The sequence below is a fragment of the Castellaniella sp. genome (assembly GCF_049650445.1).
Lineage (GTDB): Bacteria > Pseudomonadota > Gammaproteobacteria > Burkholderiales > Burkholderiaceae_B > Castellaniella.
In genome coordinates, this window is record NZ_JBASAD010000011.1 from 119,581 (window position 1) to 136,070 (window position 16,490).

Here is a 16,490-nt window from a genome sequence, read left to right on the forward strand (position 1 = left end):
TTCGACATCCGATAAGCAAAGTATATAGGCAAATCTTGCTGCAATGCAAGATCAAATTGTTGTCAATAGACAATACCCAGTGTTTTGTAGTTTTTCGATCACAAAACAGGGTAAGTCCCTAGCTGACCCTGGCCCAACCCGCCTAGATCCGGTAGGCCGTGGTGGTCATGAGCTTGGACATCAGGCGCATGGCGCCCCGCACCGGAGCAGGCAACGGTGCCGCGCCGTGATCCTCGGCGGTGGTCCGGTGGCCGATCTCGTCATCGCGCATCTGCGTCACGATCCGCCGCGAGCGCTGGTCCTGATCCGGCAGAGTGTCCAAATGCCCGTCCAGGTGCTCCTCGACCTGGCGTTCCGTTTCGGCCATGAACCCCAGGTTGTAGGGAATCCCGGCGCGGCTGGCCGCCAGCCCGAGACCAAAGGACCCGGCGTACCACAGGGGATTGAGCAGACTCGGGCGGCTGTGAAGCTCGTCCAGCCGCTGTCGACACCAGGCCAGATGATCGACCTCTTCTTCGGCAGCCTGCAACAGGACGCGGCGTATGCCCTCATCCCTGCACAGCAGCGCCTGACCTCGGTACAGGGCCTGGGCGCAGATTTCACCCACGTGGTTGACCCGCATCAGGCCGGCGGCGTGGCGGGACTCGGCATCGGACAGCACGGGATCGGCGGCAGCCGCCGGCCCGGCAGGATTGCCCCGTGCGTGGGAGACCGTGCCGTCCAGAACGCGCAAGGCGCGCCCGGCCTCGGCCAGGATCGCGTCCAGCCGGCCGGCCCGGCGACGCCATGCCGGAGCCGCGCCGCGGGGGCCCGATCCGTCCACTGACCCCTTGCTGCCCGCTGCATGCACGACCTGTTCCATGAGAAATCCTTTTCAACGATTGAGAAAGCGCCAGACCGGTTTGATCTCGGCCAGCAACCAGCACGACGGCAGAACGATGGCCAGGGCGATCAGGCCTCGACCGGTCCAGTCCTGGTCATCCTGGAGGTAGGCGTTGCACAGGCGAATGGGTTGATCCAGATAGACCATGCCCACGATCGCGCTCATCCAGCAGAAATTACCCAGGAAGAAGAGCTTGATGACCACGTTGGAGCACCGCAGGGATGCCCGCAGCACCCAGCCGCAGAGCGGCAGGCCCAGGTATTTGAACGCCGCCACGCGCCAGTCCGTCAGGGCGTCGTCCAGCGCCTTGGGAATCATCCAGCCGGCACCGATCAGACTGACCAGCAGCAGGCCGGGAACGCCGTATTCATTATAGGACCAGCCCGCACGCCGCCCTGCCTGCGCTTCACCCACCACCGCGCCCGGACGCCGCCCGGCGCGCCAGGCCTGCTCGGCAAACAGCCCCGCCAGGACCAGCAAGGGAATCTGCACCAGCATGTGCAGACTCATCAGCGCCGTCAACGACGTATGCAACCCCACCGCCACGCCGAGGCAGACCAGGGCCACGATCCACCAGGTCGTCGGCCCCGGCCGCCACGTGCCATCGGGCGCAGCAGACGATCGAGCCTCACTCATGGTGTCCCCTCTCCTTGCGGCGCCGGTTCGGCAGCACGCCCAGACAGCGTTTCAGCCGCAGTCAGCGCCAGGCCCGGGTCGTCCAGGTCCAGAATGCGCGCCAGACGGCCGTCGGGCGTCACGATGTGGAAAGCGGCGTTGTGTTCGAATTCGCCCAGTGGCGCCGGTACGACCGTGATGCCGAACAGGGCCAGCGCGGCGTCACGCTGCGCAGCTTGGGTGAAGGACAGGAATTGCCAGAGGCCGGACTCGGCGCCCATGCGCGCTGCATAACGGGTCAGATCCGGCGCCCGGTCACGGGCATCGAAACTGATGCTGATCAGCCGGATGCGATCCTGCAGTCCACGCGCCACGATCGCCTGCTGCAGGCGTTCCGTCAGGGAACCCTGGGCCAGGCACAGCGACAGACAGCGGGTGTAGAAGAAATTGATGATGGCGACGCGCCCGTCGCGGCGCAGATCCTGGCGCAGGTCCAGAACCCGGCCGTCCTCGGCCAATACCGCGGTGGCCGGTATCGCCCGGGGGTGCTGCGCCACGTCCTGGCGGCGCGCATCCTCGGCCGTCAGGACGGCAAAACCGTCCGTCAGGCCGTACAGCGATCCGAGGCCGGCCGCCAGGGCCAGCGCCAGCGCAACAATCCAGCGCACGCCAGCACCCGCCCCAGGCTATTTGCCCAGCAAGGGACGCAGATCCTCATCGCCCTTCCAGGGGGTCTGCTGATCCTTGGTTTCCTCGCGGACCTGGGCGACCGTCTTGGCGTCCGTAGCCGAGGCGGCATTGCCGAAGCTGGAGCGCACATGGGTCACCAGAGCGGCGATTTCCTCGTCGGAGAGCTTATTGAAATGCGGCATCTCGCCGTTGTACTGCGCGCCCTCGACCGTCAGCGGGCCGTGGATGCCGTGCAGCAGGATGCGGATCATGACGCCCGGATCGGACGCATCCACCCATTCGGACTTGGACAAGGGCGGGAACACCCCCGGCACCCCGGCGCCGCTGGCCTGGTGGCAGGCCACGCAGTTGGCCGTGTAGAGCTGGCCCCCATCGGCCGTCAGCGGCACGGCAAAGTCGACCGCGACGCGATCGTCCCCCAGGGACGCGGACATCGGACTGAAGCTGCTGTACAGGTAGTACACCGCCCACGCCAGCAGCACGCCGATGACCGTCAGGACGAGCTTGGGGACCGGACGGCTGCCTTCCTGCGGCTCAGGCTGCTCGCGGCGCTGCTGCTTGAATCGGGACTCACTCATTGCTTGGCTCCTTCTGCGCCGGCCTGCTTGGGGAGTTCCGGCAACAGCACGTCGGGCTTGACCGGATAGGTGTGATCCAGGCCGATCAGGTAGGCCACCAGGTCCAGCGCCTCGGGTGTGGCCACGACGACCTTGCCGGCCGGCACAAAGCTGGGCGGCAGACTGACGACCTTGTCACCCGGATCCGCCTTGTCCTTCAGACGGAACATGAAGGGAAAGGACGGCATATTGCTGCCCGGCACATAGGCGCGCGGGTTGTACAGGTGGCCCAGGTTCCAATCCACGCTGGGCTGACGGGCACCGATGTTGAACAGGTCCGGCCCGGTGCGCATGGTGCCCAGCAGGTGCGGACTGTCATAGTAGTAGTCGCCCGCGACCGGCGCGCGGCCCCAGCCGCGCTGGAAGTCCGGTGCCTGAGACTGGCTGCGCGGCTGCTGCGAATGGCAGTAGACGCAACCCATCTCGATGTAGACCTGACGCCCGCGCAATTGCTGCTCGGTATAGGGCTTCAGGCCTTCGGAGGGCGGCACGTCGGACAACTGCATATGGGGCACCACGACCAGGGTGGCGGTGGCCAGGGCGAGGGTCACCATCGCCCCGCTGAGAAGTTTGTATTCGCTTTCCATGATCAGGCACCTGCAATCGCCTGACGCTCAGGCAAAGATTTACGTTTGTGCAACAACGCGGGACCCACGCGGCTCGTGCCATAGCGCAGCGCCATCAGCACGAAGTGAACGGCGAACACCAGATGGCCCAGGGTCATCATGGCACCGCCCAGCGTACGGGCTTCGAGGTAGGGCATCGTGACCTTCACGGAATCCATGAACGGCCGGGCGGCGTCCAGCATGGCCAGGCCTTGCAGCCAGCCGCCGATCGACAGGCCGACGACATAGATGCCCATGCCCAGGACCACGAGCCAGAAGTGCACGAGGATGAGTTTCGGATGCGGCCACTCCCAGGACATGACGCGCGGCATCACGAAATAGATGGCGCCGAACATCACGATGGAGAAGAAGGCGTACAGGCCCAGGTGGGCGTGGGCCACGGTGAAGTGGGTGAAGTGCGCCACCGTGCTGACGCTGCGCAGCGCCTCGAAGGAGCCTTCGAAGGAACTGACGGTGTACATCATGGCGCCCAGCACGATGAAGCGCAGCGTGGGCGAATAGTACATGGTCTTGAACTGACCGCGCATCGTCAGGTGCTGGTTCACGGAGAACGCCAGCACGGGAATGATCATCATCATGGACTGGACGATCGACAGCGTGACCAGCCAATGCGGCACCGGACCGCCCACCAGGTGGTGGCCGCCGACCTGGCCGTAGAAGAAGGCCAGCGCCCAGAAGCCGATCAGCGACAGGTTGTAGGACTGGATCGGACGGCCGATGATCTTGGGCAGGAAGTAGTACACCGAAGCCAGGGCGATCGGGGTGTAGTACAGGCCCAGCACGTTGTGACCGAACCACCAGTTCATCGTGGCCTGTTCCACACCGAAGTGCACGCCGGGCATCTTGCCCACCAGGTACAGCACCGGGAACCAGAACAGCGCCGCACCCATGTACCAGATCGACACGTACAGGTGCTCGACCTTGCGGTTGCGCAGCGTGAACACCAGCGGCAGCGCGATCAGGGCGCCGCCCACCACCAGCAGGATGCTGATCTGCCAGGGAATTTCCAGCCACTCCAGGCCGTCATTGATGCCCACGGCGATGCTGCCCAGGCCGGCGACCAGGCCGGCGTTCCACAGCATGCAGCCCAGCAGCGCAAAACGGCCGCCGTACAGGCGCGTCTTCAGCAGACGCGGCAGCATCCAGATCGCCACGCCGAAGGCGGCCATCGGACACCAGCCGTAGGCCACCATGTTCAGGTGCAGCGTGCGCGTGCGGCCAAAGGTCAGCCAGGCGTATTCCGTCAGGAACTCGGGACTGTGCAGCTTGATGGAGCTGATCAGGCCGAAGGCCGAGGCGAATACCAGCCAGACGATGGCACAGCACAGAAAGGTGAAGGTGACGTAGGCGGTCGATTGGTCGGCCTCCAGGCGGTCGACGAGCTCTTGCTTCAGCTCGGCGGCCAGGGACGGGTCCACGACGGCCTTGCCGCCATCCGTGACGACCTGCTGCAGGCCAGCCCGCTGCTCCGGCGTGGCGGAAGGATCTTCGACGTGGCCGATTTCGCCGGTCGAGAAGATCACCCCGGCCGCCTCAGGGTTGTCGTCGAACATGTTCCGCCGAAGGGACCAGATGAAAACACCCAGTCCGGTGACGGATAATATGAAGGTCAGGAGTAATACGGTGACGGTATCCACGGCGCTTCCGATGAAAGAAAAAAGACGCGCAGAGCCTTGAAATCCAGCCCTGGCAGCCCGCTATTGTAGGCTCAGATTTGATCTATGATAAATCTGCGTCAGATTTTCAAGCCAGAATTACCCTAATCATGATACGGACATAATCAGGAACGACTCACCATGGAATGCACCATCGACTGGCAAGGCCCCGAGGGCATGCTGTTCATCACCCGCACCGGCAGCGGCCACGTCATCGCCATGGACGGCGCGCCCGACGGCGGCGGCCGCAATCTGGCCGCCCGGCCGATGGAAACCGTGCTGGCCGGCGCCGGCGGCTGCTCAGCCTATGACGTCGTGCTGATCCTGAAACGCGGCCGGCATGCCGTAACCGGCTGCCAGGTGGTCCTGACGTCCGAGCGCGCCGACACCGATCCCAAGGTCTTCACGAAAATCCACTACGCCTTCCGGATCACGGGCCGCGACCTGCCCGCCGCCGCCGTGGAACGCGCGGTGGACCTGTCGCACACGAAATACTGCTCGGCCATCGCCATGCTGGAAAAGACGGCCGAGATCACCCATTCGGTCGAGATCGTCGCGGCCTGACGCCGCTATACCGCCATCGGCGCCGTCAGCGGCGCATGATGCCGGTAGTCGTCCAGCACGAAGTCCGTCGGCTCCAGGCGCTCCAGCCATTCCGGCTCGTAGCGGCCGGTGTCCGCGTAGGCCGGGATGCGATCCGACAAGCGCAGCCGGGGTGCCGGCAGCGGATCGCGGCTAAGTTGTTCGCGCAGCATGTCCACGTGCGTTTCGTAGATGTGCGCATCGCCGATGAAATACGTGAACCAGCGCGGCTCGTAGCCTGTCAGCCGCGCCACCAGATGCGTCAGGGCGGCGCCTTCGGCCAGATTGAACGGCGTGCCCAGACCCACGTCATTGCTGCGGATGTACAGGCACAGCGACAGTTCGCGCGTCGCCGGATTCGCCAGGAACTGGTACAGCAGGTGGCAGGGCGGCAGCGCCATTTCTTCGAGCTGGGCCCAGTTCCAGCCATGAAACAGGATGCGCCGGCTGCCCGGATCGCGCATCAGCGTGTCCAGGCAGGCGCGCAACTGGTCCACGGCCTTGTAGAGCAGCACGTGCGCCCGCCCCTGGTCTGCAACCGGGCCGACCACGCGGTAGCCCTGTCCCTGCGCCGCCTCGATGCGCGCGGCAGCGTCAGCCGGCAGCAGCTTGTAGGCTGGCCACTGGCGCCACTGCACCCCATAGACCGGCCCCAGGTCGTCGGGGCCGTCACGCCAGGGGCTGTCCAGCCAGGCGCGGTTCTCGTTGGCGTTCTGATCCCAGACCCGGCAACCCAGCGCGCGGAAATCCGCCGCGCTGTCGGCCGCCCGCAGGAAACCGACCAGTTCGCCCATGGCCGACTTGAAGGCCAGGCGCTTGGTGGTGACGGCGGGAAAACCCTGGCGCAGGTCGAAGCGCAGGCAGGCGCCCGGCAGGCTGAGCGTACGCACGCCGGTGCGGTTGTCCTGCCAGGCGCCCTGATCGAAGATCGAGCGGACCAGGTCCAGATAGGCCTTCATGCAGATTGCTCCAGGATGCGCCGGGCCCGTTCGATCAGGGGCAGGTCGACCATGCGGCCATCCAGGCGAAACGCGTATTCGCCGGTCGCATCGGCGTGAGCCACCACCTGGCGCGCCCAGTCGATTTCCTCGGCCAGCGGCCGATATACGCGATGCGCCACGGGGATCTGGGCGGGATGGATGCACATCATCCCGCCGAACCCCATGTCCCGCGCCATCGTGCACGAACGCTCCAGCGCGTCCAGGTCGGTGAAGTCCGGATGGACGCAGTCCAGCGGATCAGCCAGCCCGTGCATCCGGCTGGCCTTCAGGATGTCGAAGCGGATCTGCCCGAGCACGAACCGGGCCGCCTCCGTCATCAGCCGCGTCCCCAGTTCGACCAGCAGGTCCAGGCTGCCGAAGGACAGCCGCGCCACGCCATGGGCCTCGGCAATCCGGTCCAGCGACCGCAATCCGGCGGCGGACTCGATCACCGGCATCAGGGGCTTGCCCGCCCCCGACACGATGTAGACGTGGTCCGCGATCTGCGCCTTGGGCAGGACGATGCCGGTGACCGAGGGCAGCGAACGGCACAGGGCCAGGTCGTCCTCGAACCAGGGGGTCGTGCCATCGTTGATGCGCACCCACAGGCGGTCTCCGGGATGCGCCGCCACGTGGCGTGCCAGCGCGTCGCGCGCGGCGGCCTTGGCCTCGGGCGCGACGGAGTCCTCGAGGTCGACGATCACGACGTCCGCGCCGCTGGCGACCGCCTTGGGTATGCGCTCCGGCCGGCTGGCCGGCACGAACAGCGCCGAACGCATCGATGTATCACGCATGGCAATCCCCCTCTTCAAGTCGCCGTTCAGGCCTGCACCGGGACGATACGCGCGGCGATGCGTTCGCGCCACTCACGCGGCCCGGTCTGATGGACCGAGGTGCCCTGAGCGTCGACCGCCACCGTCACCGGCATGTCACGCACCTCGAACTCGTAGATGGCTTCCATGCCCAGATCCTCGAAGCCCACCACCCGCGCGGAGCGGATGGCCTTGGACACCAGGTAGGCGGAACCACCCACGGCCATCAGGTAGGCCGAGCCATGACGGCGGATGGCCTCGATGGCGGCAGGACCGCGCTCGGCCTTGCCGATCATGGCCAGCAACCCCGCCTGTCCCAACATCATATCGGTAAACGCATCCATCCGCGTCGAGGTGGTGGGGCCCGCCGGGCCGACGACCTCGTCGCGCACCGGATCGACCGGGCCGACGTAGTAGATGACGCGCCCGCGGAAATCCACCGGCAGGGATTCACCGCGTGCCAGCATGTCCTGGATGCGCTTGTGGGCCGCGTCGCGCCCGGTCAGGATGTGGCCCGACAGCAGCAGGCGCTCGCCCGGTTTCCAGGAGGCGACTTCCTCGCGGGTCAGCGTGTCCAGGTTGACCTGACGCGAGGCCTTGTAGTCGGGCTTCCAGTGGACTTCCGGCCACTCGGACAGGGCGGGCGGCTGCAGTACCGCCGGGCCGTTGCCGTCCAGCGTGAAATGCACGTGGCGCGTGGCGGCGCAGTTCGGGATCATGGCGACCGGCTTGGAGGCGGCGTGCGTCGGGCACGTCAGGATCTTGACGTCCAGCACCGTGGTCAGCCCGCCCAGACCCTGGGCGCCAATGCCCAGCGCGTTGACCTGACGGTACAGGTCGATGCGCAGTTCTTCCAGCTTGTTCTGCGGGCCGCGCTGCAGCAGCTCGTACATATCGATGTCCTGCATCAGGGACTGCTTGGCCATGAGCATGGCCTTTTCCGCCGTGCCGCCCACGCCGATCCCCAGCATGCCCGGCGGGCACCAGCCCGCGCCCATGAGCGGCACGGTCTTGAGCACCCAGTCCACCAGCGATTCGCTGGGGTTGAGCATGGCGAACTTGGTCTTGTTTTCCGAGCCGCCGCCCTTGGCCGCGACCTGCACGTCCACCGTGTTCCCGGGGACCAGTTCGACGTGCAGCACACAGGGCGTGTTGTCGCGCGTATTGCGGCGCGTGAACAGGGGATCGTCCAGCACGGAAGCACGCAGCGGATTATCAGGATTGGTATAGCCCCGGCGCACGCCCTCGTCGCACAGTTCCTGCAGGCTGCGGCGCGTGTCGAAGCGCACGTCCATGCCCACCTTCAGGAAGACGTTGACGATGCCGGTGTCCTGGCAAATCGGGCGGTGGCCTTCGGCGCACAGGCGCGAATTGGTCAGTATCTGGGCGATGGCGTCGCGCGCCGCCGGGCTTTCTTCCAGTTCGTAGGCGCGCGCCAGATGCTGGATGTAATCCAGCGGGTGATAGATGCTGATGAATTGGACAGCGTCCTCGATCGACTGGATCAGATCGTCTTCGGTGATTGTGGTCATTTTCCTTTCCAAACCGGGGGGCGTTTCTCGGCGAACGCGGTCGCGCCTTCGCGGGCGTCCTCCGAGGTGAAGATATGGGCGACCAGGGGCCGCTGGCGTTCGAACATCTCTTCCGGGCGCCAGTTGCGCGACTGCGCCACGATGGACTTGGCCGTACGCACCGCCAGCGGGCCGTTGTCGGCGATGGCCCGCGCCATTGCCAGGGCCTCGTCCAGCGCCGCGCCGGGTTCGGCCAGGCGATTGACCAGACCCAGTTGATGCAGGCGCTCGGCGCTGAACGCCTCGCCCGTCAGCACGACCTCCATGGCCACATGATAAGGAATGCGCGAGGGCAGACGCAGCATGCCGCCCGACCCCGGCACCAGGCCGCGCCGGACTTCGGGCAGGCCGAAGCGGGCGTCACGCGCCGCCACGACCAGATCGCAGGCCAACACCAGTTCGCACCCGCCGGCCAAGGCATAGCCCTCGACGGCGGCGATCAGCGGCTTGGCGGGCGGCTGTTCGCACAGGCCGGCGAAGCCGCGCTTGCCTACGTAAGGGCGCTGGCCGGTCGCGGCAAAGGCCTTCAGGTCCATACCCGAACAGAAATTCCCCCCGGACCCGGTCAGCACGCCCAGACGCAGGTCCGGATCGTTGTCCAGGATGTCCATGGCGGCGGCCAAAGCCTGGGCCGTCTCCAGGTTGATGGCGTTGCGCGCCTGAGGCCGGTTAAGCTGCATCACCAGCACCCCGTCCAGGCGCTGCACGTCAAGGCAATCACTCATATGTTCTCCGAAAAAAGAGAAGTGGATAAAATGGCCCTTCCGGACGCGGCCCAGGCCGTGCCCGCCGGACGACACAAACCTTCGCGGGCCGGTCCCGCCATGCCATGCTTACATTCCAACAACTGATTTTATCGCTCCAGCAATATTGGGATCGCCAGGGGTGCGCCCTGCTGCAACCCTACGACATGGAAGTCGGGGCCGGCACCTCGCATACTGCCACGTTTCTGCGCGCCATCGGCCCGGAGCCCTGGCGCGCGGCCTACGTGCAACCCTCGCGCCGCCCCAAGGACGGGCGCTATGGCGAAAACCCCAACCGGCTGCAGCACTACTACCAGTTCCAGGTCGTGCTCAAGCCGGCGCCGCTCGACATTCTGGACCTGTACATCGGCTCCCTGCGCGCGTTGGGCATCGATCCGCAACAGCACGACATCCGCTTCGTCGAGGACGACTGGGAAAACCCCACGCTGGGTGCCTGGGGCCTGGGCTGGGAAGTCTGGCTGAACGGCATGGAAGTCACCCAGTTCACCTACTTCCAGCAGGTGGGCGGACTGGACTGCAATCCGACCATGGGCGAAATCACCTACGGCCTGGAACGTCTGGCCATGTACCTGCAGGGGGTGGAATCGGTCTATGACCTGGTCTGGACCCAGGGCCCCGACGGCACGCCCGTGTACTACCGCGACGTGTTCCACCAGAACGAGGTCGAACAGTCCACCTACAACTTCGAGATTGCGTCCACCGCCATGCTGTTCGCCCACTTCAACGACTACGAGGCCGAGGCCAAACGCCTGATCGAAGTCCCGCTCGCCCTGCCCGCCTACGAGGCCACCCTCAAGGCCGCCCACACGTTCAACCTGCTGGACGCGCGCGGCGCCATCAGCGTCACCGAACGCGCCACCTACATCGGCCGCATCCGTGCGCTGTCGCGTGCCGTGGCGCAAGCCTACTACGATGCGCGCGAACGCCTGGGCTTCCCCATGCTGCGGGAGGTCGCGTAAATGAACACGAATCCGAACGCGCGCCCGCTGATCGTCGAGCTGGTCACCGAAGAACTCCCTCCCAAGGCGCTGGACGCCCTGGGCCAGGCCTTCGCCGAAGGCATCCGCAAGACGCTGGACTCGCTCGGCCTGCTGGCCGCCCCCGGCGCCACCGCCTACGCCACACCCCGGCGTCTGGCCGTGCGGCTGGACGCCGTCCTGGGCCAGGCACCCGACCAGGCCTACACCGAAAAACTCATGCCTGCGGCCATCGGCCTGAACGAGGCGGGTGAGCCGACCCCCGCGCTGCTGAAAAAACTCCTGGCCAAGGGCCTGGGGCACCTGGGCGCCGCCGATCTGAGCCGCCAGCACGATGGCAAGCAGGACGTGCTCTACGCCGAAGGCACCGCCCCCGGCGCACGACTGGCCGACGGCCTGCAGCAGGCCCTGGACTACGCCGTCACCCACTTGCCCATCCCCAAGGTCATGCAATATCAGTTGGCCGATGGCCGCACCAACGTCAAGTTCGTGCGCCCGGCCCAGCACCTGCTGGCCCTGTGGGGCGCGGACGTCGTGCCCGTGCAGACCCTGGGCCTGCAGGCCGACCGGCTCACCCTGGGCCACCGCTTCCTGACGAACGGCCCGCTGTCCATCGAATCCGCCGAGTCCTGGGCTGGCCGCCTGGCCGATGACGGCCGCGTGGTGCCGTCCTTCGCCGATCGGCGCGCGCTCATCGCCCGTCAACTGGACGAATCCTCCGCCTCGCTGGGTGCAACCATCGGCCAGGACCCCGAGGTCAAGGCCCTGCTCGACGAAGTCACCGCCCTGGTCGAATACCCGACGGTCTACGTCGGCGCCTTCGAGGAAGCCTTTCTGGCCGTGCCGCCGGAATGCCTGATCCTGACGATGCGGCTGAACCAGAAATATTTCCCCCTGTTCGACCCGGCCACGGGCGCACTGACCCATCGTTTCCTGATCGTCAGCAATTCGCAGCCCGCCGATCCGACCCACATCATCCAGGGGAATCAACGCGTGGTGCGTCCGCGCCTGGCCGACGCGCAGTTCTTCTACCAGACCGACCTGAAGACCCCGCTGATCGACCGGGTGGCCGAACTGGCCAACAGCGTCTACCACAACAAGCTCGGCACTCAGTTGCAGCGCACCGAGCGCGTGCGCAAGCTGGCCCGCTGGCTGGCACCGCTGCTGGGCGGCCCCTTCGAGCCCGCCGCCCGTGCCGCCATGCTGGCGCACGCCGACCTGGGCACCCAGATGGTGGGCGAATTTCCCGAACTGCAAGGCATCATGGGGGCCTACTACGCGGCCCACGACGGCGAGCCACCCGCAGTCGTACGCGCCCTGCGTGACCAATATCGCATCCGCCTGGACGAACCGGTCACCGATGCCACGCTCGCGTCCGCCGTGCTGTACATGGCGGAGCGCGCCGAGACGCTGATCGGGATCTGGGGGATCGGCCTGGCGCCCACGGGCGAACGCGATCCCTACGGCCTGCGCCGCGCAGCCCTGGGTCTGATCAGCGCCTACGAACAGCTCACGGCCGGCGGCCAGTTGCAGGCCAGCCAGGACTCCCCGGCGCGCCTGTCCGCCCTGCTGGAACAAGCGGCGGCCAACTTCGCGCCCGGCCAGATCGCCGACGGCACGGTCGAGGCCGTGCTGGACTTCGTCTACGAACGCTGTCGCAATCAATTGGCGGCCAGCCACGAGCGCTCGGCCATCGACGCGGTGCTGGCCCTGCGCCCGCCGCTGCATCAGATCGCGGCACGCGTCCAGGCCTGCGAACGATTCGCCGCACTGCCCGAGGCTGAATCCCTGGCAGCCGCCAACAAGCGCGTCAGCAATCTGCTGAAAAAAGCCAACGACGCGCAACCCGGCTTCGACCCGGCCCTGCTGGCCGAACCGGCCGAACGTCAATTGGCCGAGACCATCGCCCGCCTGGAACCCAGATCCACCGCCCAACTGCAGGCCGGGGACTTCACCGCCAGCCTGGCCACCCTGGCCCAGGCCCGCACCGCCGTCGACGCCTTCTTCACCGACGTCATGGTCATGGCCGAAGACCCCCGCGTGCGAGCCAACCGCCTGGCCCTGCTGCGGTCTCTGCACGACCTGATGAATCAGGTGGCCGATCTGTCGAGGCTCGCCCGGTGAAACTCATCATCCTGGACCGCGACGGGGTCATCAATCAGGACAGCGACGCGTACATCAAGTCGCCGGACGAGTGGGTGCCGATCCCCGGCAGCCCGGAAGCCATCGGCCGGCTCAGCCAGGCCGGCTGGCGCGTCGTCGTGGCCACCAACCAGTCCGGCGTCGCCCGGGGCCTGTTCACCATGGAAACCCTGGGCGCGATCCACGCCCGGATGCGCCAGGTGGTGGCCGACGCGGGCGGGCGCATCGACGCCATCTTCTGCTGCCCCCACGGTCCGGACGAAGACTGTGCCTGCCGCAAGCCACTGCCCGGCATGCTGCACGACATCGCCCAGCGTCTGGACGTGCGCCTGGATGGCGTTCCGCTGGTGGGCGACAGCCTGCGCGACCTGCGCGCCGCCGCCGCCGCCCACTGCGCCCCCTGGCTGGTCCTGACCGGAAAAGGCAAAAAAACCTGGGAAACCTCGGGCACCAGCGGCGAACTGCCCGCCGGCACGCAAGTCCGCGACGATCTGGCCGCCGTGGCCGACACCTTGCTCAAGGCCGCACCATGACCCACCTGCGCTCCGCACTCTACATGGCCTGGCTGGTCGTGACGGTAATCCCCTACGCCCTGTGCTGCGTGCTATGGGCGCCCCTGCCCCTGTCGTGGCGCTATCGCCTGACCCTGGGATGGCCGCGCATGGCGTTGTGGGGAGCCCGCTGGATTCTGGGCATGCGCTATCAGGCGCAAGGCTGGGAGCACCTGCCCACCTCAGGCCCGGCCATCATTCTGTCCAAGCACCAGTCCGCCTGGGAAACCTTGTATTTCGCGGTCAAGCTGCCACGCGACGTGGTCTTCGTCTACAAAAAAGAATTGCACCGCGTACCCTTCTTCGGCTGGGGTCTGGCCCTGCTCAGCATGATCCCCATCGACCGCACCAAGGGCAAGGAATCCTTCGATCAGGTGGTCAAGATCGGCAGCCGGCGCCTGGAAGAAGGCCGCTGGCCGGTGCTGTTTCCCGAAGGCACCCGCGTCGCGCCCGGCCAGATCGGCCGTTACAAGCAAGGTGGCGCGCTGCTGGCCTGCCACACCGGTGCGCCGGTGATCCCGGTTGCCCACAATGCCGGCGAATGCTGGCCCCGCAACGCCTTCCTGAAGACGCCGGGCCTGGTGACCGTGTCCTTCGGCCCCGCCATCGATCCTGCCGGCCACACGCCGACTTCCCTGAACGACGCCGTGCGCGACTGGATCGAGGCCGAGATGCGGCGCCTCAATCCCGAGCGCTATGCGAACCGCTGACCCCCCGCCCGCCCTGCCCCCGGACGCGCGCTGGCTGACCCTGGCGCTGGACGACGGGCTGCTGGGCTACACGCTGCGCCGGGCACGCCGCACGACGATCGGCTTGCACATCCGTGACACCGGCCTGGCGATCCAGGCTCCTGCCTGGGCCACGCGCGCACAGATCGAGGACGCCATCCGCCACAAGGCCGCCTGGATCAGGGACAAGCTCCGGGACCGCGACCGGCGGCTGGAGCTGCTGGCCCTGCAGGCCGGCCAATGGTGCGCGGGCGGCCGCATCCCCTACCTGGGTGTCGCCATCGAACTGCGGCTGGACGGTGCCCGGTCGGCCCGCTACGAAGGCGATCCCGACACACCCGCCGCCGGCGACCGCCTGTTTCTGCCCCTGCCCGACACGGCGGACACCAGCCGCATCCAGGAGCGTGCCCAGGCCTGGCTGCAGACGCGCGCACGGATCGATTTCGAGATTCGGCTGCGGCGCTGTCTGGATCAGGCAGAGCAATCGATCGCCGGCTGGGGCCTGTCTTCCGCCCAGGGCCGCTGGGGCTCATGCACCAGCCAGCGGCGCATCCGCCTGAACTGGCGCCTGATCCATTTCGCCCCAGCCCTGATCGACTACGTGGTCGCCCACGAAGTCGCCCATCTGAAAGAAATGAACCACAGCCCAGCCTTCTGGCGCGAGGTCGAGCGCCTGTGCCCGGACTTCTGGACGGCGCGCGACACGCTGCGCCGCCAGCCTCCGGACACCCTGCCGTTGATCTGAGGCCACTGCGCGACCGACGGGTCGATCACGATAGCCCGCGCCAGGCCCGGGGTCACGCCATGGCACAGGTTTACGCCATCCTGAATGTCGGTTAATGTGCAGCGCTGTCGCGCTTTGCTTTGACGGACCTGCTTTTACCGGCCTCTTACAGACTCATCTCGGACAAGTGACCACATGAACGAAAACAACACCAACCTTCCTGTGATCGTGGGTTATGACACCTCCCCGGAAAGCGCGTTCGCGCTCGAATGGGCCACCCGGGTCGCGCAGCACCGGGGCTGCGCCTTGCGGGTGATTTCCGCCGCCGACATCGATCTGTCCAGCATCGAACTGGCGCGCCCCGGCATCCAGGAAATGTACCTGGACCAGGCCCAGCAACAGGCCCAGGAAGGCGCGGACCTGGCCAAAACCTTTGCCGCCGGCATCCTGGTCACGTCCGAAGGACAGCCGGGCAGCGCCGCCGGCGCTCTGGTCAATGCCTCGCGGCAAGGCTCTCTGCTGGTCGTCGGCCACCGCGCCCGGGGCCTGCTGCCCGACATGCTGCTGGGCTCGGTCGCCTTCAAGGCGACCCATCACGCCGCCTGCCCGGTCGCCATCGTGCGCAAATCGCCGCGCCCCCTGCCCTGCGCGACGTACCCGGTGGTGGCGGGTGTGGACGGCTCGGAACACGGCACCCATGCCTTGCAAGAGGCCGCACGCCTGGCCGCCGATACCGGCTCGTTCCTGCGGATCGTCGCCGCCTGGGAACGCCCCAGCCAGGCACTCTGGTCGCTGGCTTCGCGGCGACATCTGACCCAAAAGGACGGCACCCAGGGAGGCTACTCCGATGCGGAGATTCAGCTCATCTACGAAAAAATCGTCGCGGAGATCGAACAACGGGCGCAGCGGATCGCGCAACAAGCCGCCGACGAGGTCCGCCAACACCATCCGGATCTCAGGACGGAACTGCACATCAGCGAAGGCGCCGCCGACCACGTCATCCTCGAAGCCTCCACCGACGCCAGCATGATCGCCGTAGGCGCCCGGGGTCTGGGCGATCTGCAGAACCTGCACCTGGGCTCGATCAGCCGCAAAGTCATGCAAAAGGCCGAATGCGCGGTCTATGTCGTGCGCTAAGATGAGCGCAGGCACACCGTTTTTCGATAGGATTTCGCCATGAGATTACTGCACACCATGCTGCGCGTCGGCAACCTGGACCGTTCCCTGATGTTCTACACAGAGACGCTGGGCATGCGGCTGCTGCGCCGCAAGGACTACCCCGAGGGCCGTTTCACCCTGGCCTTCGTCGGCTACCAGGACGAGGCCGAGGGCGCCGTCATCGAGCTGACCCACAACTGGGACACCGACCGCTACGAGATCGGCACCGGCTACGGCCACATCGCCATCGAGGTCGAGGACGCCTACGACACCTGCGCCACCATCAAGTCACGCGGCGGTCTGGTCGTACGCGAAGCCGGCCCGATGAAGCACGGCACCACCGTGATCGCTTTTGTCGAAGACCCTGACGGCTACAAGATCGAACTGATCCAGCGCGCTGGTCGCGAAGACTAGA

General features: G+C 66.6%; 18 protein-coding genes. 8 read left to right on the forward strand and 10 right to left on the reverse strand.

Features of this window, described 5'->3' with window-relative positions:
• Positions 1 to 142 precede the first annotated feature (142 nt).
• From coq7 to WA983_RS03365, 6 genes are read right to left on the reverse strand one after another with little or no spacing between them, the layout of a single operon-like run.
• Positions 143 to 862 carry a 2-polyprenyl-3-methyl-6-methoxy-1,4-benzoquinone monooxygenase gene (gene coq7, locus WA983_RS03340; RefSeq protein ID WP_424311597.1) on the reverse strand — a complete coding sequence of 240 codons (720 nt, stop codon included), beginning with the start codon at positions 860 to 862 and terminating at the stop codon, positions 143 to 145.
• A 12-nt stretch (positions 863 to 874) separates the two neighbouring features.
• Positions 875 to 1,519 (reverse strand): hypothetical protein, encoded by a 645-nt coding sequence (locus WA983_RS03345; protein ID WP_424252285.1) that lies wholly within the window; start codon positions 1,517 to 1,519, stop codon positions 875 to 877.
• Positions 1,516 to 2,166, reverse strand: coding sequence for an SCO family protein (locus WA983_RS03350; protein WP_424252287.1), 651 nt, complete (start codon positions 2,164 to 2,166; stop codon positions 1,516 to 1,518). The genes WA983_RS03345 and WA983_RS03350 overlap by 4 nt, the downstream gene beginning before the upstream one ends.
• Before the next feature lie 18 nt (positions 2,167 to 2,184).
• Positions 2,185 to 2,766, reverse strand: a complete 582-nt coding sequence (locus WA983_RS03355; protein WP_424311598.1) for a c-type cytochrome — start codon at positions 2,764 to 2,766, stop codon at positions 2,185 to 2,187.
• Positions 2,763 to 3,392, reverse strand: coding sequence for a cbb3-type cytochrome c oxidase subunit II (locus WA983_RS03360; RefSeq protein WP_424252291.1), 630 nt, complete (start codon positions 3,390 to 3,392; stop codon positions 2,763 to 2,765). Before WA983_RS03360 ends, WA983_RS03355 begins: the two co-directional genes overlap by 4 nt.
• Positions 3,393 to 3,394: 2 nt before the next feature.
• Positions 3,395 to 5,068, reverse strand: coding sequence for a cbb3-type cytochrome c oxidase subunit I (locus WA983_RS03365; protein ID WP_424252293.1), 1,674 nt, complete (start codon positions 5,066 to 5,068; stop codon positions 3,395 to 3,397).
• A gap of 159 nt (positions 5,069 to 5,227) precedes the next feature.
• Between WA983_RS03365 and WA983_RS03370 the strand changes: the two genes are divergently transcribed.
• On the forward strand, positions 5,228 to 5,650 hold the full coding sequence (locus tag WA983_RS03370; RefSeq protein WP_424252295.1) for an OsmC family protein: 423 nt from the start codon (positions 5,228 to 5,230) through the stop codon (positions 5,648 to 5,650).
• A 5-nt stretch (positions 5,651 to 5,655) separates the two neighbouring features.
• Here the strand turns inward: WA983_RS03370 and WA983_RS03375 are convergent, their stop codons facing one another.
• From WA983_RS03375 to WA983_RS03390, 4 genes are read right to left on the reverse strand one after another with little or no spacing between them, the layout of a single operon-like run.
• Positions 5,656 to 6,627 carry a thymidylate synthase gene (locus WA983_RS03375; RefSeq protein ID WP_424252297.1) on the reverse strand — a complete coding sequence of 324 codons (972 nt, stop codon included), beginning with the start codon at positions 6,625 to 6,627 and terminating at the stop codon, positions 5,656 to 5,658.
• On the reverse strand, positions 6,624 to 7,442 hold the full coding sequence (locus tag WA983_RS03380; RefSeq protein ID WP_424252299.1) for an HpcH/HpaI aldolase/citrate lyase family protein: 819 nt from the start codon (positions 7,440 to 7,442) through the stop codon (positions 6,624 to 6,626). The genes WA983_RS03375 and WA983_RS03380 overlap by 4 nt, the downstream gene beginning before the upstream one ends.
• A gap of 26 nt (positions 7,443 to 7,468) precedes the next feature.
• Positions 7,469 to 8,992 carry a fumarate hydratase gene (locus WA983_RS03385; RefSeq protein ID WP_424252300.1) on the reverse strand — a complete coding sequence of 508 codons (1,524 nt, stop codon included), beginning with the start codon at positions 8,990 to 8,992 and terminating at the stop codon, positions 7,469 to 7,471.
• Positions 8,989 to 9,756, reverse strand: coding sequence for a crotonase/enoyl-CoA hydratase family protein (locus WA983_RS03390; protein ID WP_424252302.1), 768 nt, complete (start codon positions 9,754 to 9,756; stop codon positions 8,989 to 8,991). The genes WA983_RS03385 and WA983_RS03390 overlap by 4 nt, the downstream gene beginning before the upstream one ends.
• Before the next feature lie 104 nt (positions 9,757 to 9,860).
• Between WA983_RS03390 and glyQ the strand changes: the two genes are divergently transcribed.
• From glyQ to gloA, 7 genes are all read left to right on the forward strand, one after another.
• Positions 9,861 to 10,754, forward strand: a complete 894-nt coding sequence (glyQ, locus tag WA983_RS03395) for a glycine--tRNA ligase subunit alpha (RefSeq protein WP_424252304.1) — start codon at positions 9,861 to 9,863, stop codon at positions 10,752 to 10,754.
• Positions 10,755 to 12,896, forward strand: coding sequence for a glycine--tRNA ligase subunit beta (gene glyS / locus WA983_RS03400; protein ID WP_424252306.1), 2,142 nt, complete (start codon positions 10,755 to 10,757; stop codon positions 12,894 to 12,896).
• On the forward strand, positions 12,893 to 13,447 hold the full coding sequence (gene gmhB, locus WA983_RS03405; protein WP_424252308.1) for a D-glycero-beta-D-manno-heptose 1,7-bisphosphate 7-phosphatase: 555 nt from the start codon (positions 12,893 to 12,895) through the stop codon (positions 13,445 to 13,447). Before glyS ends, gmhB begins: the two co-directional genes overlap by 4 nt.
• Positions 13,444 to 14,175, forward strand: a complete 732-nt coding sequence (locus WA983_RS03410; RefSeq protein WP_424252310.1) for a lysophospholipid acyltransferase family protein — start codon at positions 13,444 to 13,446, stop codon at positions 14,173 to 14,175. Before gmhB ends, WA983_RS03410 begins: the two co-directional genes overlap by 4 nt.
• Positions 14,162 to 14,938 carry a M48 family metallopeptidase gene (locus tag WA983_RS03415; RefSeq protein WP_424311599.1) on the forward strand — a complete coding sequence of 259 codons (777 nt, stop codon included), beginning with the start codon at positions 14,162 to 14,164 and terminating at the stop codon, positions 14,936 to 14,938. Before WA983_RS03410 ends, WA983_RS03415 begins: the two co-directional genes overlap by 14 nt.
• A 174-nt stretch (positions 14,939 to 15,112) precedes the next feature.
• Positions 15,113 to 16,054: a universal stress protein gene (locus tag WA983_RS03420; protein WP_424311600.1), complete on the forward strand. Its 942-nt coding sequence runs from the start codon at positions 15,113 to 15,115 to the stop codon at positions 16,052 to 16,054.
• 39 nt (positions 16,055 to 16,093) lie between these two features.
• Positions 16,094 to 16,489 (forward strand): lactoylglutathione lyase, encoded by a 396-nt coding sequence (gene gloA, locus WA983_RS03425; RefSeq protein WP_424252317.1) that lies wholly within the window; start codon positions 16,094 to 16,096, stop codon positions 16,487 to 16,489.
• Position 16,490: the final 1 nt, after the last annotated feature.

Coding starts and splice junctions, on each gene's coding strand:
- coq7 (WP_424311597.1), bottom strand. CDS start 862: ATGGAACAGGTCGTGCATGCAGCGGGCAGCAAGGGGTCAGTGGACGGA.
- WA983_RS03345 (WP_424252285.1), bottom strand. CDS start 1,519: ATGAGTGAGGCTCGATCGTCTGCTGCGCCCGATGGCACGTGGCGGCCG.
- WA983_RS03355 (WP_424311598.1), bottom strand. CDS start 2,766: ATGAGTGAGTCCCGATTCAAGCAGCAGCGCCGCGAGCAGCCTGAGCCG.
- WA983_RS03360 (WP_424252291.1), bottom strand. CDS start 3,392: ATGGAAAGCGAATACAAACTTCTCAGCGGGGCGATGGTGACCCTCGCC.
- WA983_RS03370 (WP_424252295.1), top strand. CDS start 5,228: ATGGAATGCACCATCGACTGGCAAGGCCCCGAGGGCATGCTGTTCATC.
- WA983_RS03375 (WP_424252297.1), bottom strand. CDS start 6,627: ATGAAGGCCTATCTGGACCTGGTCCGCTCGATCTTCGATCAGGGCGCC.
- WA983_RS03380 (WP_424252299.1), bottom strand. CDS start 7,442: ATGCGTGATACATCGATGCGTTCGGCGCTGTTCGTGCCGGCCAGCCGG.
- WA983_RS03385 (WP_424252300.1), bottom strand. CDS start 8,992: ATGACCACAATCACCGAAGACGATCTGATCCAGTCGATCGAGGACGCT.
- WA983_RS03390 (WP_424252302.1), bottom strand. CDS start 9,756: ATGAGTGATTGCCTTGACGTGCAGCGCCTGGACGGGGTGCTGGTGATG.
- glyQ (WP_424252304.1), top strand. CDS start 9,861: ATGCTTACATTCCAACAACTGATTTTATCGCTCCAGCAATATTGGGAT.
- glyS (WP_424252306.1), top strand. CDS start 10,755: ATGAACACGAATCCGAACGCGCGCCCGCTGATCGTCGAGCTGGTCACC.
- WA983_RS03410 (WP_424252310.1), top strand. CDS start 13,444: ATGACCCACCTGCGCTCCGCACTCTACATGGCCTGGCTGGTCGTGACG.
- WA983_RS03415 (WP_424311599.1), top strand. CDS start 14,162: ATGCGAACCGCTGACCCCCCGCCCGCCCTGCCCCCGGACGCGCGCTGG.
- WA983_RS03420 (WP_424311600.1), top strand. CDS start 15,113: ATGAACGAAAACAACACCAACCTTCCTGTGATCGTGGGTTATGACACC.
- gloA (WP_424252317.1), top strand. CDS start 16,094: ATGAGATTACTGCACACCATGCTGCGCGTCGGCAACCTGGACCGTTCC.